The organism is Arthrobacter pascens, assembly GCF_017052465.1.
Taxonomy (GTDB): Bacteria; Actinomycetota; Actinomycetes; order Actinomycetales; family Micrococcaceae; genus Arthrobacter; species Arthrobacter pascens.
On record NZ_JAFHKT010000096.1, the window covers coordinates 1 to 13,966 of the forward strand.

The window sequence follows — 13,966 nt, forward strand, 5'->3', positions numbered from 1 at the left end:
GAGATCCCCGAGGGACGTGGTGTCCGCTTTGGCGTGCGCGGCGGTGGGAGGTGTCTCCGGTATCTGGCTGCTCACAGGTGGCGTCCTTCACCTTCGGCGAAGGGGTCATCCACGTCACGCTGCGGAACCCCCGCGGTGGAACTTCCGGGAAGGGTCTGTGCAGAGCCGGGGGCGGCCATACCCGGGCGGGCCGGCTCACCGATTCCGGGCTCACCGTAGGCAGGCTCGCCAAATGCCGGTTCACCGGCAACGGGTTCGCTGTACGCGGGCGTGCCGTACCCCGGCTGCCCGTAGCCGGGCTGCGCCGAAGCGGTTTCATCGAACAGCGGTGCGCCGACGCCGGCACCCAGGGTGCCTTCTGTGACCGGCGGCTGGACGGGCCGCGGCGGAACACCCGTGCCCGTTGTCGCGGTACTGGCGGGGGCCCCTGCCTGGAGGCTCCTGCCCAAGCGACCGGCAAGCACACCGGCTCCGGCGGCGAGAAGCAGGAAGGTGCCGGGGCGCTGGCGTGCGAAGGACTTCACTTCGTCCAGCAGTGATCCCGGATCCCTGTTGTCCAGCCACGAGGCGACGGATTCCGAGCGTTCTGCAGCCTGGCGGATGAGGTCTGCGGCAACGCCCTGCTGGTCCGGCGCGTCGGCCATGGAGCGCAGTTGGGAGGAGATGTTGCGGATGCCCTCAGCGGCCTTCTGCTGCTGTGCCCCTGCCTGGTCCGTCAGATCGGACTTCGCCTGGTGGAGCAGGTCCTTGGCATTGGTTTTTGCCTCGGCAGCCACATTCGCCGCCTCGGCCTTAGCGGTGCCCGCCACGTTCTGGGCTGCACCGGCGGCCTGGCCGGCGACGTTCGAGGCTTCTTCCTTAGCGGTGTCGGTCTTCGAGGCTGAGGCCGGGCTACCGGTGGCAACGCCCGAGCCGTAAGCCGTCGAGTTCTGCGTAGCCGGGGGAACTGTCAGGCTCCCGTCCTGCGGCCATTGGTTCTCTGTCATCTTCGCTCTCTCTTTCCGAAAGGGTCAGCTGCTGTTCAAGAACCAGCGTTGCTGGCATGTAATGGTAAGCATGTTTACTAATAAATAGTAAGCACCCTTGCCTTTTTTCTTGGTGCTTTCCGCAAACCTGCCGGTGAATGCCATATTTTCCGGCCCTTCATCCCCGGGCGATTGCCCGGCATTCGCCCGCGCGCCGCCCGCCAGTCGAAGGAAAGAATGCGAGGCGAGCTTGCCAGCATGATAGTAAGCATGCTTAGGGTATATCGTGAGGTTGACCCATCCAAGGAGGCAGCATGCTCACCAAGGAACATATCGACGATCTGCTCAACGGGGGCGGCAGCATCCTCTCCGCTGGTGGAGACAAGATCGGCTCCATCGGCCAGATCTATGCCGATGACAACACCGGCCAGCCCGCCTGGGTGACGGCGCGCACGGGCCTCTTCGGCACGTCCGTGTCCTTTGTCCCGCTTGGCGGCGCCCACCTTCAGGGCAGGGACATCGTGGTCCCGTACACCAAGGACCAGGTGGCGGATGCCCCCCGGGTGGACGGTGACGGGCATCTGGAGCCCTCCGACGAAGACCGGCTCCACAAGCACTACCAGCGTGGTGGCCGCGTGACCGCAGCCGACGTCGCAGCCGGGCGCACGGGCACCGAACGGGACGCCGGATTTGCCGCGGGGCGCAGCGGCACCTACGACGCCGCGGACGCGTCGGACACCGTCGGCCTCGAACCTATCGAGACGGATGGCGTTGACGGCATCCGTCGGCGCTGACGTGGTCACCTCTGGGCGTCGGCCCCAGACCACGTATGTTGTGAAACGGAAGGGCGGAACTGATGGTCCCGAACGCTGATGCAGAGCAGTGGGGTCCACACCAGTTGCTGTCGATGGCTGCCCGGCTTATCCAGCGCCGCCAGGACCAGGCGCTGGCCGAGCTCGGTCTCACCCATGCTGCGGTCATAGCCCTTCAGGGCCTCACAGCAGGGCCCCTGAACCAAGAACAGCTGGCGGAAGACATCCATGTCCGCAGCCAGTCGCTGGGCAGGGTGCTAATGCGCCTCGAGGACGCCGGTTTGGTTTCCCGAAAATCCAGCCCAATGGACCGCAGGAGCAATGAGGTGGCCATCACCGAGGCCGGGCTGGGCGCCCTGGCGGCGGCCCGTCAGGTGGAGAGGGAAACCTTGCCGCCGGACATGGTGGAGGGCACCGTCCTGAGCCGCGAGCTCGCGCGGGTGATTGGGCACTTTCCCGGTTCGGCTCGGTTCGGTGAACGGCGCGGGAAGACGCCCCCGGAGGGCGCCGAGACCTCTGCTGAAGACATGGTGGGGGAGGCCGGGCCGAAGCGGGCCGACGTCACCGCACCCGGCGACGCTTCACAACCTGATCCGGGGCAGGCCGGCAGTGACCCGTCCGCCGGTAAAGCCGCGGACGACACGGAGACACTCAAGGGGACCGGGGAAAACTGACGCTGACGGCGTTCCCGCGCTGCCCTTGGCAGGGCGGGAACGCCGGCTGCTTGCGTCTGTTCCCATGCAGTCTTAAGACCTCACAGTGAGGCCGGACTTGGCCATGGGGTCCGGCCAGTTGCCGATGAAGCCGGCCATGGGATCGGGCCAGTTGCCGATCCTTGCGCGGGAAGAACGACGGCGGGCAGTGGACAGCGGGGCGTTGGTGGACATGGCATTTTCTCCTGACGGAACTTGGGATGCGTACGCCGGCGGCGCACGTGGTCTCTTCTGCCGTGATGAAGGCAGAGTTGACCTGTTCAGTCGGGGGAGGACCCCGGATCAAACGCCGGGCTGGGTGGCAAGGCGACGGCGGCGTCACGCACGCGCTCGCCGGCAGTCTTGGACAGGGCGTTCCAGAATGCCGCGACATCCGCGGCCTGGCCGCCGGAACCCTCGGAGTGAGTGGAACCCGACTCGCCATGGGTGGCGGCCAGCCCGACGTGGTCCAGGCCGAGCGGGTGGCCCAGGATCGGTTGCGCATGGTCCCTCTGGACTGCGCTCGCCGAGGGGCGGCCGGAGGAGGTCATACGAAGCTGCGCGAAGGTCTGTCCACGGCTGCCGGTTTCTTGAACCCCCGCCGCGGCAGGGGCCGCAGAACTGAAGCCGGGCGAGCTGGCTTCTGAGGGAGGGCCGGCCACCTTGGAGGGCGCCGCAGCGGAAGCTGCCGGGGCCCGCGACCCAGGAACTGCAGGGGCGGGAATCGCCGCGACCGGTTGTCCGGCGTCCGGTGCAGACGGCGCAGGCACATGCGGGGCGGCGGGTGGCGCGTCCTGCCCGGGCAGGGGCAGTGGCAGGGGAACCGGAAGTTGGACCACTGGAACAGGAACTGGAACCGGAAGTTGGACCACGGGAACCGGAACCGGGAGCCGTGGAAGCTGCGGTTCCAATGAGCCGATCGCATCGTCCACGACGTCGACGGCCTGGTCGACTTGGGACAGCACCGGCGCCGTTGTCCGGGTCACGGTGGTGACCGCGGCCGCCGCCTCGCCGACGACGGCGTCTGCGGTGCCGGCAACTGCCGACACAGTAGCGGTGACCGGATCCTGGCCGGCCGGCAGGACGTTCGCGGCCGGCAACGAAGGCACAGCACCTGACACTGCCCCCGCCGGATCAACGGACCCGCCGGAATCGAGCAGACCCGACACGTGGGATCCGGACGGTGCGGGCGATGCCTGCGCGGTGCCCGCTCCCCAGACAAGCCACGCAAATGCAATCAGGGCGGGAACGAGGAGGGCGCGCACAGAAACTGTGCAACAAGAGCGCAGGCGCTGGCCCATTCCTATTCACCCCCCAGAGGCAATGGGAGATCAGGATATGCCCGCGCGGCGGCCGCGTCCAGAGCAAAATTGTTCGCCTGCTTATTGTCGGCAGGCTGCAGGAAAGAATGCCCGGGTGAGCGGCCTGTTTCCGCCGTAAAATTGGCTTAAGAGGTGTTGGAAGATGGACGGGCCGATCATCGTGGTCCTGATAATTCTGGCAGTAATTGCCGCCGTCGCAATCGTGGCCACGGTGAGGGCAGTTGTGCGTGACGGGCGTGGCGGGGTTCCCACTGAGCCCTCCCAGCGGCCGTGGACAGCCGGAAACCTGCCCAGCCAGCCATACTCTTTGATCCGCTTCTAGGCAGGCTAGGACGGCCTAATGCGAGAATGTCCGCATGCGCGTATTCCTTGAGACGAAACGGCTACAGCTGCGCCAGTTCACGCCGGACGATGTGGACCTACTCGTGGAATTGGATGGCGATCCGCGCGTGATGCGGTACATCACTGGTGGCGCGCCCACGTCGCGGAGCGAGATTGAAAGCGAGGTGCTGCCAGCATTCCTCGGCTACTACCGAAAATTCCCCGGCTACGGATTCTGGGCCGCGATCGAAAAGACAAGCAACGAATTCCTCGGCTGGTTCCACTACCGCCCGGCCCCCGGTGATCCCCTCGAACAGCCGGAACTGGGCTATAGGTTGCGATGCGCGGCATGGGGAAAGGGGTATGCGACGGAGGGTTGTCGAGCGCTGATCGCCAAGGGATTTGCCGAGTTCGAAGTGCAACGCGTCGTGGCTTCGACCATGGCAGTCAACGCCGCCTCTCGAAGAGTGATGGAAAGATCCGGGATGCGTCTCGTGCGATCCTTCGTCGCGGACTGGCCGGTGTCTATCCCCGGCGACGAACACGGGGACGTCGAGTACGCGATCACCCGAAGTGAATGGGAGCTGGCCAGCAATTCCGGCCGCGACCAAGCTATTTGAACGCGGAAACGGTCGTCATTGACTTGGGGGAAGAGCGAAGCCGGGTGCAATTCCCACCCGGCTTCCCTCTTTGGCCTAGGTCCCGCGCCTTAGCCCTTCTGACCCCTGGCTAACGCGGGCCGCGCAATGCGCGGGGTAGCCCGCGCAGCATGGTTAGTTACCGGGTGCCGCCCCTGGGTTCGTCCTCGAGGTCCTTCGGTGCCGTGAGATCCATCTCGAGCAGCGGCACCACTTTGGACTTGGTGATGTAGCGGTGAGCCAGCCATAGAACGATGAAGACTGGCAACCCGATGTAGGAGGAAAGCACCTCCATGGTCCGTCCGGCAAGCACAGCCTCGTAGTTCTGCCCCGCGATTACCAGTATCAGCAGGGCGAAGGCCAGCAGTGGGCCGATGGGGAACAGGGATGCTTTGTACGGCAGGTCGCTGACTTTGTTTCCTTGGGCTAGGAAGCCGCGCCTGAAACGGTAGTGGGAGACCGCGATTCCCGCCCAGACGATGAAGCCGCATAGACCTGACATGTTCAGCAGCCACGAGTAGGCTGCACCTTGACCGACGATCGCGGAGAGGAACCCGAAGAGTCCCACGGCCGCGGTCGCGAGCAACGCCGCGATCGGCACACCGCGCGCATTGGTTCGGCCGAAGATCTTTGGGGCCATGCCGTCATGGGCCATGGCGTAAAGCATCCGGGTAGAAGCATATAGTCCGGAGTTGCCCGCGGACAGGATTGCGGTCAGGATCACGGCGTTCATTAAGGCCGCTGCGAAGGCGATTCCGGCGCGAGAGAAGACCAGGGTAAACGGCGATGCTGCAATATCGGACTCGCCGGAGGCCAGCAGGCTCGGATCGGTGAACGGGATCAGGCAGCCGATGATAAAGATGGCACCAATGTAGAAAAGCATGATGCGCCAGAAGACAGTGCGGATAGCCTTCGGCACTTCGCGACGCGGGTTCTTCGCTTCGCCGGCGGCGACTCCTACGAGCTCGGTGCCCTGGAAGGAGAACCCGGCAACCATGAAGACCGAGATGATCGAGACCCAGCCCCCGTGGAACACGTCATCGCGGTTTTCCCAGTTACTCAGTCCGGGAGAGTCATCCCCGAGGATGCCGAAAATCATCAGCACGCCCGCGATCAGGAAGAGCACCACTGCGCTGACCTTGATCAGGGAGAGCCAGAACTCCGACTCACCAAAGGACTTCGCCGAGAGGGCATTCAGCCCGGTCAACACCAGCAGGAAGATCCCGGCCCACACCCATCCTGGGACCCCCGGGAACCAGAAGTCCATGATGATTCCGGCCGCGACCAGCTCGGCGGCCACAGTGATGGCCCAGTTGAACCAATAGTTCCAGCCGATCGCGAACCCAAAGGAGGGGGAGACGAAACGGGTGGCAAAGGACTGGAAAGAACCGGCGACCGGAATTTTGGCCGACATCTCGCCCAGTGACTGCATCAACAGGAATACCATCAGCCCGATCAGCGCGTAGGCGGCCAACGCACCGCCGGGACCCGCCTGGGAAATGGTGCTGCCCGAGGCCACGAACAGCCCGGTACCGATCGCACCGCCGATAGCGATCATCTGCAGGTGGCGGTTGTTGAGCCCGCGCTTGAGTTCGTTGGCGGTTTCGCCGGAAGCGCGATCTGGCTCTATCGCAAGGGAGGACCCCTGTTGTGCTGTTTCATCGGTTTTGATGTCTGCGAAAGTTCCGCTCGGTGGTGTCATGCAACACCACCCACGGGTATCGATGCGGGCCGGGTCGGGTTCCCTGTACCACCAGCGACTCGACCGGTGCAGGCTTCTGCGGCTGCTGTGTCGAGCAGATAGGCCATAACATTCCCGCGCGGTGCTGCCTGCGCGGTAGTGGACCCCGAGCTGTGAAACAGTCCTGAACCGGAGCAAAGACCGGTTTCAGGGGTGTCGGGAGCAATAGCCCGATCAAGTATTTGCGTGTGGGAGCCAAGTCCCATGGTGCCTCCGAAAAGGTAGCTGCGGTGAATTTGAGCCTTCCGGAGCCCCCGGGCCGGGAAGGATGGTGATCAAGCTAACACACGTAAAGGAAGCGACATTTGGCGTGGTGAATGTTGCACGTCCGACGGGTCAAGTCCTTACGCATACGCATGGGTTATCCGATCTGAGCCCAAGAGTTGCTGATTTGATTTCCCTCGGTGACTAAGCAGCTCTGATGATCTGCTATGGCGGGCGGCCAGTGTTTAAGCAGCGTTATCGAGAAGCTCCGAGGTTTAACTCCTGGCCGGATGCCATGAAGGCATCCGACCTTAAGGTCAGGCGCAGGCATAGCGCTGAACAGTGGCCCCGAGCAAAAGTATTTCTTATGCATGAGGGAAGAATCCTTCACGGATGCTTAGGCACTGCTAGCTTCTTCAGGAATCCCCTCAACGGAAGGAATGAGCATGTCTGTAATCGCAAACCCGGAAGTGACAACCACCCGGGCAGAAGACGTCAAGGCGCTCCCCGCATGGCAGGCTCTGAAGGCAGCCGTCATCGGGCTGCAGCAGGTTCAAGTGCAGGACGGTTCCGTTCCGGAACCCGCTGACCATGACCAGGCCGCCAATATGTCGGCATCATTACTGACTCAATCAACGACCTGCGCCCCCACCTGCCCCACGACACGGACTACCTTGAACTGCTCGTGCAGGACTTCCGGCGGTGGGCGGCCGAGGGCTTCGGCGTACCGGATTTCCTCGACTCATTGGTAGCCTTCCACCCCGAGCAGTGGCGCATCGACGGGCTGCCGCACCTGGTTGTGTTCCCTATGTACACGCAGAACGGCAGCACCAACCGCTACTTCGAGGCCGTCCTCATCGAGGTCATTTGGCCTTCTTTCGTCGCTGAACTGGAGGCAGCAAACTACTCCAACAAGCTGTTCGTCCCCATCAGCTTCGTCGATTTCACACCCGGCTATGACACGAACTCCGCAGTTCTCTTCCCCGAGAGCGTAGCGGTCCGGAGCACCCCCTCCTTCACTTGGGGAGGCATTTTCGCGGACCGCGAAGCTGCCCGGTTCCGTCGCGTCCTAAAAGCTGCTGCCGACATCACTTCCCTGGACCTGCCGGCTGATGCCGCGGAATTCATCGACGACCAGCACCTCACGGAGAAGACCTTCGTGATGTGGGACCTGATCCATGACCGGACCCACATGCGCGGTGACCTGCCCTTTGACCCGTTCATGATCAAGCAGCGGATGCCGTATTTCCTGTACTCCCTGGAGGAGCTCCGCTGTGACCTGACCGCCTTCCGCGAATCCGTCCTCATCGAGCGGGACGAAACGGCTTCCGCGGACGCCCGCAAGCACGCCAAGCTGGTCCAGTACGCCGTGATCTTCGATCGCATTTTCCGCTTCGCGATTACCGGGAACCGGGTCCGCAACTACGACGCCGTAGGCGGCCAATTGCTGTTCGCCTGGATGCACCAGAACCGGGTCCTGCACTGGACCGATGGAAAGCTGAGCATCGACTGGAAAGACGTCGCCGGCGTGGTCGTCGAGCTGGGTCTTCGCATCGAGGAACTCTACTGGCGTTCAATCGACCGGCCGAAGACCGCACACTGGCTGGCTGCCTACGAGCTCGTCTCGGAAACCCTCACCCCCCACCCGGCCTCCGTGTGGGCCAAGGGACCGGAAGCCCTTCCGCTCGACGGCCCTCTCCGGGATCTGACGGACCAGATCCTAGATGACGAATTCCCACTGTCGATGTTCTACGAAGCACTGGAGAAGAAGATGTCCTCGGTCATTGAATCAACTGCCGGGATCACCGGTAAGAGCCCTGTGAAGACTGAGGGCGAGGCGGGCGCATGAGCCAGGACCTCTCGGGCCGTACGGTCGTCGTCGCCGGTTCGACAAGCGCCGCCGGCGTCGCGGTAGTCCGCACCCTCTCGCAAGCAGGGGCACGCGTGGCTGCCGTGGACATTCTTGAGGACCGAGTGCAGGAGCTCTCGGCAGCCTACGACAACGTCACGGGCTATGTCTGCAACCTCGCGGACTTGCAAGCCGTTGAGGACTTGGCGACGTCTGTCCGGAACGATCTGGGTCCCGTCGACGGCCTTATCCATCTTGTAGGAGGGTGGCGAGGCGGTACCGGAATTGAAGACCAGACGGATGAAGACTGGGACTTCCTGCACACCAGCGTCCTCACCACTCTGAGGAACACCAGCCGCGCCTTTTACCATGACTTGGCTACCTCCCCTGCGGGTCGCCTGGCCATCGTTTCCGCAGAGTCCGCCTCCTCGCCGACAGCGGGCGGCGCCGCCTATGCCGCCGTCAAGTCTGCCGCCGAGGCCTGGACCCTGGCCGTGGCCGATGGATTCCGGCACCTGCAGGGAGGAAACGAAAGCCCCCTCTCCGCTCAGCACTCAGCCGCCTTGGTCTTCGTCGTCAAGGCTCTGGTCGATGACAGGATGCGCGCAGCCCAGCCGGAACGGAAATTTCCGGGCTTCACCGATGTCAGTGTCCTTGCCGACGCTGTACAGCGGATCTTCGGCCTGGAGGCAGAACAGATCAACGGGCAGCGCTTGCCCCTTATGGCCGGCCACCTCGTGGGTGCACCGGCATGAGCGTCAGCGCTGATACCAAAGCAGGCGTCCGGCAGGTATTGGCGGGGCGCCTGCACGACCCGGCATCCCGGGGCTTCGCCTCGGATAACTACGCCGGGGCTCACGCCGAAATCATCGAAGCAGTTCAGGCAGCCAACGAAGGCCACGTCACCGCATACGGCGAAGACGTCTACTCGGCAGCGCTTCAAGAGGTCATCCAGTCCCACTTCGGGGCAGCTGCTACCGCATATCCGGTCTTCAATGGAACAGGGGCCAATGTCCTTGCCCTGCAAGCCCTGCTCCCGCGTTGGGGCGCTGTCATCTGCGCAGCAACAGCGCATATCAATACCGACGAAAACGGCGCCCCGGAACGGATTGGCGGAATAAAGCTCCTCCCGATCCCCACACCGGATGGCAAACTCACCCCGGAATTGATCGACGCCGAAGCCTGGGGCTGGGGAGACGAGCATCGGGCGCAACCGCTGGTCGTATCGATCACCCAGACCACCGAACTGGGCACCTGCTACACGCCGGAAGAAATCCAACGGATTGCTGAACACGTACATGCGAAGGGGATGAAGCTGCACCTGGACGGAGCAAGGCTGGCCAACGCTGCAGCACATCTCGGGCTTCCTTTGCGGGCATTCACCACCGACGTCGGTGTCGACGTCCTGTCTTTTGGCGGCACCAAAAACGGGCTGTTGTTCGGCGAAGCCGTTATCTGGCTCAACTCACAGTCCGACCCAGGCATGAGCTACCTGCGCAAGATGAACATGCAGCTGGCCTCAAAGATGCGTTTCGTCTCTGCGCAACTTGTAGCCCTGCTAACGGATGGGTTGTGGCTGCGGTCCGCCAGTCGTGCCAACGAGATGGCTCAACTTCTCAGCGAAGGAATCTCGGCCATTAACGGCGTCTCGCTGACGCAAGCAACACAGTCCAATGGCGTCTTTGCCGTCCTTCCAGCCGGGGCAGCCGCGAAAGTCCGGGAATCCTTCCGCTTCTATGACTGGGACCAGGCACGCGGGGAGGTCCGGTGGATGTGCTCCTGGGACACCACCGAAACCGACGTCCACTCTCTCGTGGCTGCAGTTAAGGCTGCCGTGGGCTCCCCAGATTCACAACGAAACGTCTAAAAAAGGAGAAGTAACCGCCAACCAGCGGCGGTACTTTCCAGCGGGCGCGGTCTCAAGAGGCCGCGCCCGCGTCATCGTCGGGGAGAAACAAAAGGACGAGCACTCGTACTCGCCCACTCGATTCACACAACCGGGCGCCGACGGCCCTTCAACATAAGGCCGGTGAACGCAAAGCTGGTGCAGCTGCCCGCGAACTTGCGCGGAACACCTGCACCAACCGGTAGTACGAATACTCAGATTAGATATCTACTCATTCGCGGCTCCTAATCCCGGCGTTCGCGTTCCGGGTTTATTTCCGGTCATCGGCCAGATGCCGCGAGAACATCCAGCCGGCGGCAATCATGAGAACACCCGCCACCATCAGGGTCCAGCTATCCGTCATGTTCAGCGACAGGAAATTGGCCGCCGAACCCACTCCGACACTGAGCCCGTAGATGCTGAGGATGATGTACAGTGCACCGGCGCCCATGAGGAACCTGCGCGCACCCATTTCACTGCGGGACATGGCCCAGCCGGTTCCGCCGACTACCAGCTGCACGATGTTGAGCAGCATGGAAACCTGGAACAGGCCAAACAACATGGCGTGCGAATCAGGCCCAACGAACATCAGTTCGCCATACCGTGCGGTGATGCCCGGGATGAACCCGAGGATACCTACCGCCAACGCGAGAATACCAACACCCATGCCAACGTTCTGGACGTCCGTCCGACCAAAGTGAACGCCGTGTGCATGTGGGGATGCGGTAGTCATTTTCTGCCTCCAACCACTGATTGCGGACAAGCTAATTTTACGTCTGTACCCGGCAAAAAGCGCTGGCGGACGGCCACCGCCAAACGTGTGCGGGCTTTCCCCTGGCCGTCTTCTCCGCCGAAGAGCCTGTCGAAAACGGCTGGGCGAGGGCGCACATGGCACGATGGACCACGATGAAACTGCGCGCTGATCAGACCGGAGACCGTGGCCTTCCCATGCCCTTGTGGCTGCAGGGTGGGCTGGAATCGGCCCAGGCCGCAATCATTTCCGCCTTGGTCGTCATTGCCCCGATTGCCGCGGTGTGGGCAACCTCCGGTTTCAGCGAGACGCAGTTCGACGCCTTGGCGCGCCTGGCCGGCCAGGCCTGGCTGGTCATTCACGGGGTGCCCCTGTACCTGAGCACCGTCGTCGAAGGTGCCGCGGCCAGGCCGGAGTCGGGCACCCTCTCGCTCATCCCGCTTGGCCTGACGGTCATTCCATTCATGCTCGCGTGGCGGGCCGGCCGTCGCCTGGCCCGCGCCTCCTATACGGACCAGTTGTGGCAGGCGCTGCTGGGCTCCTGGCTGGTTTATGCGGGATTCGGCATCACCACCGGATTCGTGTGCCGCACCGACGACGTCGGCGTGTTCCTCTGGTGGGCCGCACTGCTGCCACTTGTTCCCTTTGCGCTGGGCATGGTGATCGGCGCCCGGCGGGAGGCCGGTTCGTGGAGCCGGCTGATCGGCGTGGACGCCGTGGACTGGATCGCACGGACCAGCCAGCACTCACGCTGGGCCGGCTCCTACCTTGCCTCCGCCGCCAAGGCCGGCTTCGTGGCCCTCATGGCCGCGATGGCACTGTCCTCGGCCCTGCTGGCGGTTGACCTCATCATTCACTGGAACCTCGTGGTGGCAGTCTATGAAGCGCTCGACGCCGGGGCGGTAGGAGGCGCGGCGCTCACCCTCGCGCAGCTCGGCTTCATTCCCAACCTCGCCGTCTTCGCACTCGCCTGGGTGTCCGGCTCGGGCTTCGCCCTCGGTGCAGGCTCCCACGTCGGACCACTGGGCACCGCCGTGGGTCCACTTCCGTCCGTTCCCGTCCTTGCGGCCATTCCGGCCGGACCGCTCGATTTCGGCTTCGTTGCCCTGGTGGTGCCGGTGCTCGCCGGCGTGCTGGCCGGTTGGTGGTTCCTGCGCGAGGGGGAGAACCACTTTGACGAATGGCTTTCCATCAAGGTCCGCGTCAGGTGGTTCACGGCTGCCGCCTCCACGCTGGTTCTGGGCATCATCGTCGGAGCCGCCACCGGCCTGCTCGCCGGCCTCCTGGCCAGCATTACGCACGGTTCGGCCGGAATCGGCCGCCTCAATGACATCGGACCCGACCCGCTGCGGACGGCAGTCTGGGTGGCAGCGGAAGCGGGCATCGGCGTCGTCATCGGTTACGCAGCAGGACCGTGGCTGGAACGCCGGCAGGAGCTGCGGGAGGCAGATCTCGGGGCAGCACCCGGCAAGTAAGAGTCACGCGGGCAGGAACGGTGACGGTGCGGCTAGCGGCCCGGCTGGAACTGGCCGGGCATCGAGTTTTCGAGCTGGACCCGGCAGTCGTTGCTCGCTTGGCTGGTCAAGGCGTGCCGGGCGCACTGCTGGTAGTCGCGCACCTGGTTGAAGAACAGGGCAGAGACCAGGACAAGCAGCACCATCACGGCGGATACGGCCAGGCCGGAGATGGACCCGAACAGGACCAGCTTGGACTCCTTGAGCCGGACCGCGCGGATGAGCACGATGATCCCCAGAATTATGCCGGCCACGGTCAGGATGGCTGTCAGCCAGAGGTAGGTGAGGTCGAGCTGGAAAACGAAGAACGAGCCCAGCACCGCCACGATGAACATGCGGAACAGGGTGTGTGTTTTCAGCAGCGAGGTCTTTGCGGCCTCGCTGAGCGGACGTTTGGTCCGCTGTGACCCGTCGGGGCCGGGAGTGGGGTTCATGTTTTCCAGCCTACGCGAGCGGCCACCTAAGCTGGTGCTATGCGCATCGTAGTCCTCGTCTCCGGAACCGGCTCCAACCTCCAGGCTGTCATCGACGCCGTACAAGCGGGGGAGTTGGACGTGGAGATCGCGGCAGTGGGCGCAGACCGGCCCGGCACGTATGGAGTGGAGCGGTCAGCCGCGGCGGGCATCGACACCTTCGTGGTGGACTTCAAGGGCTACGCGGACCGGGCCGCCTGGAACGCCGCACTGACCGAGGCGGTGGCGGCTTACCAGCCGGACATCGTGGTGTCCTCGGGATTCATGCGCATTGTGAGCCCGGAGTTCATCGATGCCTTCGACGGGAAATACCTCAACACGCATCCCGCGCTGCTTCCGTCGTTCCCCGGCGCCCACGGCGTCCGGGATGCCCTGGCGTATGGCGTGAAGGTGACAGGCTGCACCGTGCACTGGGCCGACGCCGGAGTGGACACCGGGCCCATCATCGCCCAGGAAGCCGTGGCCATAGAGAACGGCGACACCGAGGAGACCCTGCACGAACGGATCAAGATCGTGGAGCGCAGGCTCCTGGTCTCGACCCTCGCGTCCCTCGCCGCGGAGCGTTCCGCCGTCCTTTAACCCCGGCACCGGTTCAAGGAATCTGGCGCACTTGAAGCACGAAGATGAAGCCGCGTTCTCTTGGCCTAGGAGCCCTAGCTGTATTTCCCACGGAGGTTGTGAACAGCGTGGCGTGATGTAAGAAACGAGAGCCTCCGGTATCGATTTGGGTTACCACACTCATCTCGACGCCAGGAGGCTCTCGTGTCCTACGTTACCCATGCCAACGCTGACCTGACAC

General features: G+C 63.7%; 14 protein-coding genes and 1 pseudogene. 9 read left to right on the forward strand and 6 right to left on the reverse strand.

Annotated elements, in window-relative coordinates; all coding sequences use genetic code 11:
- Window positions 1-71: 71 nt before the first annotated feature.
- Window positions 72-986 carry a hypothetical protein gene (locus JYA52_RS22310; protein WP_240459851.1) on the reverse strand — a complete coding sequence of 305 codons (915 nt, stop codon included), beginning with the start codon at window positions 984-986 and terminating at the stop codon, window positions 72-74.
- Window positions 987-1,279: 293 nt separating this feature from the next.
- Between JYA52_RS22310 and JYA52_RS01640 the strand changes: the two genes are divergently transcribed.
- Both JYA52_RS01640 and JYA52_RS01645 read left to right on the forward strand, forming a co-directional pair.
- Complete coding sequence (locus JYA52_RS01640; RefSeq protein ID WP_205651410.1) at window positions 1,280-1,759, forward strand: PRC-barrel domain-containing protein; 480 nt, start codon at window positions 1,280-1,282, stop codon at window positions 1,757-1,759.
- A 62-nt stretch (window positions 1,760-1,821) separates the two neighbouring features.
- Window positions 1,822-2,451: a MarR family winged helix-turn-helix transcriptional regulator gene (locus JYA52_RS01645; RefSeq protein WP_205651411.1), complete on the forward strand. Its 630-nt coding sequence runs from the start codon at window positions 1,822-1,824 to the stop codon at window positions 2,449-2,451.
- A gap of 72 nt (window positions 2,452-2,523) precedes the next feature.
- Here the strand turns inward: JYA52_RS01645 and JYA52_RS01650 are convergent, their stop codons facing one another.
- The gene (locus tag JYA52_RS01650) at window positions 2,524-2,664 is read right to left on the reverse strand and encodes a hypothetical protein (RefSeq protein WP_205651412.1); all 141 of its coding nucleotides are present in this window, start codon (window positions 2,662-2,664) and stop codon (window positions 2,524-2,526) included.
- 86 nt (window positions 2,665-2,750) lie between these two features.
- Window positions 2,751-3,734, reverse strand: coding sequence for a hypothetical protein (locus JYA52_RS01655; protein ID WP_205651413.1), 984 nt, complete (start codon window positions 3,732-3,734; stop codon window positions 2,751-2,753).
- Window positions 3,735-3,933: 199 nt separating this feature from the next.
- On the opposite strand from JYA52_RS01655, the gene JYA52_RS01660 reads away from it, so the two are divergent.
- Together JYA52_RS01660 and JYA52_RS01665 are read left to right on the forward strand one after the other, a co-directional pair.
- Window positions 3,934-4,113, forward strand: a complete 180-nt coding sequence (locus JYA52_RS01660; protein WP_205651414.1) for a hypothetical protein — start codon at window positions 3,934-3,936, stop codon at window positions 4,111-4,113.
- A gap of 34 nt (window positions 4,114-4,147) precedes the next feature.
- Entirely contained in the window at window positions 4,148-4,732 is a 585-nt protein-coding gene (locus tag JYA52_RS01665) for a GNAT family N-acetyltransferase (protein WP_205651415.1), read from the forward strand.
- 157 nt (window positions 4,733-4,889) lie between these two features.
- On the opposite strand, the gene JYA52_RS01670 is transcribed toward JYA52_RS01665, so the two are convergent.
- On the reverse strand, window positions 4,890-6,452 hold the full coding sequence (locus JYA52_RS01670; RefSeq protein WP_240459852.1) for an amino acid permease: 1,563 nt from the start codon (window positions 6,450-6,452) through the stop codon (window positions 4,890-4,892).
- A 689-nt stretch (window positions 6,453-7,141) separates the two neighbouring features.
- Between JYA52_RS01670 and JYA52_RS01675 the strand changes: the two are divergent.
- The 3 genes and pseudogenes from JYA52_RS01675 to JYA52_RS01685 all read left to right on the forward strand — a co-directional run bounded on the left by JYA52_RS01675 (window position 7,142) and on the right by JYA52_RS01685 (window position 10,411).
- Window positions 7,142-8,544, forward strand: a pseudogene (locus JYA52_RS01675) (DUF6421 family protein).
- Complete coding sequence (locus tag JYA52_RS01680) at window positions 8,541-9,299, forward strand: SDR family NAD(P)-dependent oxidoreductase (protein ID WP_205651416.1); 759 nt, start codon at window positions 8,541-8,543, stop codon at window positions 9,297-9,299. The pseudogene JYA52_RS01675 and the gene JYA52_RS01680 overlap by 4 nt, the downstream one beginning before the upstream one ends.
- A complete protein-coding gene (locus tag JYA52_RS01685; RefSeq protein WP_205651417.1) occupies window positions 9,296-10,411 on the forward strand; it encodes a threonine aldolase family protein in 1,116 nt (371 codons plus the stop codon). The genes JYA52_RS01680 and JYA52_RS01685 overlap by 4 nt, the downstream gene beginning before the upstream one ends.
- Before the next feature lie 289 nt (window positions 10,412-10,700).
- Here the strand turns inward: JYA52_RS01685 and JYA52_RS01690 are convergent, their stop codons facing one another.
- On the reverse strand, window positions 10,701-11,096 hold the full coding sequence (locus JYA52_RS01690) for a DUF4383 domain-containing protein (protein ID WP_240459853.1): 396 nt from the start codon (window positions 11,094-11,096) through the stop codon (window positions 10,701-10,703).
- Between the two features lie 239 nt (window positions 11,097-11,335).
- Between JYA52_RS01690 and JYA52_RS01695 the strand changes: the two genes are divergently transcribed.
- On the forward strand, window positions 11,336-12,655 hold the full coding sequence (locus JYA52_RS01695; protein WP_205651422.1) for a cell division protein PerM: 1,320 nt from the start codon (window positions 11,336-11,338) through the stop codon (window positions 12,653-12,655).
- A gap of 32 nt (window positions 12,656-12,687) precedes the next feature.
- Here JYA52_RS01695 and JYA52_RS01700 read toward each other — a convergent pair whose 3' ends face one another.
- On the reverse strand, window positions 12,688-13,128 hold the full coding sequence (locus JYA52_RS01700) for a hypothetical protein (protein ID WP_205651419.1): 441 nt from the start codon (window positions 13,126-13,128) through the stop codon (window positions 12,688-12,690).
- A gap of 39 nt (window positions 13,129-13,167) precedes the next feature.
- Here JYA52_RS01700 and purN point away from each other — a divergent pair, with 39 nt between their 5' ends.
- Entirely contained in the window at window positions 13,168-13,746 is a 579-nt protein-coding gene (gene purN, locus JYA52_RS01705) for a phosphoribosylglycinamide formyltransferase (RefSeq protein WP_205651420.1), read from the forward strand.
- Window positions 13,747-13,966 lie beyond the last annotated feature (220 nt).

Bases quoted from the DNA above. Each gene is read 5' to 3' on its own strand.
- JYA52_RS22310 (WP_240459851.1), bottom strand. From the start codon at position 986: ATGACAGAGAACCAATGGCCGCAGGACGGGAGCCTGACAGTTCCCCCG.
- JYA52_RS01640 (WP_205651410.1), top strand. From the start codon at position 1,280: ATGCTCACCAAGGAACATATCGACGATCTGCTCAACGGGGGCGGCAGC.
- JYA52_RS01645 (WP_205651411.1), top strand. From the start codon at position 1,822: ATGGTCCCGAACGCTGATGCAGAGCAGTGGGGTCCACACCAGTTGCTG.
- JYA52_RS01650 (WP_205651412.1), bottom strand. From the start codon at position 2,664: ATGTCCACCAACGCCCCGCTGTCCACTGCCCGCCGTCGTTCTTCCCGC.
- JYA52_RS01660 (WP_205651414.1), top strand. From the start codon at position 3,934: ATGGACGGGCCGATCATCGTGGTCCTGATAATTCTGGCAGTAATTGCC.
- JYA52_RS01665 (WP_205651415.1), top strand. From the start codon at position 4,148: ATGCGCGTATTCCTTGAGACGAAACGGCTACAGCTGCGCCAGTTCACG.
- JYA52_RS01670 (WP_240459852.1), bottom strand. From the start codon at position 6,452: ATGACACCACCGAGCGGAACTTTCGCAGACATCAAAACCGATGAAACA.
- JYA52_RS01680 (WP_205651416.1), top strand. From the start codon at position 8,541: ATGAGCCAGGACCTCTCGGGCCGTACGGTCGTCGTCGCCGGTTCGACA.
- JYA52_RS01685 (WP_205651417.1), top strand. From the start codon at position 9,296: ATGAGCGTCAGCGCTGATACCAAAGCAGGCGTCCGGCAGGTATTGGCG.
- JYA52_RS01690 (WP_240459853.1), bottom strand. From the start codon at position 11,096: ATGGGTGTTGGTATTCTCGCGTTGGCGGTAGGTATCCTCGGGTTCATC.
- JYA52_RS01695 (WP_205651422.1), top strand. From the start codon at position 11,336: ATGAAACTGCGCGCTGATCAGACCGGAGACCGTGGCCTTCCCATGCCC.
- JYA52_RS01700 (WP_205651419.1), bottom strand. From the start codon at position 13,128: ATGAACCCCACTCCCGGCCCCGACGGGTCACAGCGGACCAAACGTCCG.
- purN (WP_205651420.1), top strand. From the start codon at position 13,168: ATGCGCATCGTAGTCCTCGTCTCCGGAACCGGCTCCAACCTCCAGGCT.